Annotated in this window: 1 protein-coding gene; it reads right to left on the minus strand. The window is 65.0% G+C overall.

What is annotated here, in order from left to right; translation table 11 throughout:
* On the minus strand, positions 1-309 hold a 309-nt coding region (locus QMX86_RS28380), incomplete at both ends, for an RHS repeat domain-containing protein (protein WP_282390438.1).

A 309-nucleotide genomic window follows, 5' to 3' on the forward strand; every position in this document is an offset into this window, starting at 1 on the left:
GGCAGGCTTTTTTCGGGCCTTTGCCGTCGAGCATCGCGAGTGGGCGGAAGGTGCCGGGTTCGTAGAGGAAGCTGCGGTATTGCGTGGCGCTGCTTTCGGCGACGAGGTGTTCGCCTTGCCAGAAGAATTCGGTGACGGCGCCGTCGACGGTTTTGCGGATACGGCGGCCGAAGGCGTCGTATTGATAAGTGGCGGTCTGGCCGTCCGGGCGGGTCAGGCCGATCAGGCGGTGCTGGCAGTCGTAGCGGTATTCGGTGACCAGGGTCTGGCCGTGGCCTCGGCGTTCGCGGATCAGGTTGCCGAAGGCGT

This window comes from Pseudomonas sp. PS01270, assembly GCF_029959775.1.
GTDB classification, from domain to species: Bacteria; Pseudomonadota; Gammaproteobacteria; order Pseudomonadales; family Pseudomonadaceae; genus Aquipseudomonas; species Aquipseudomonas atacamensis.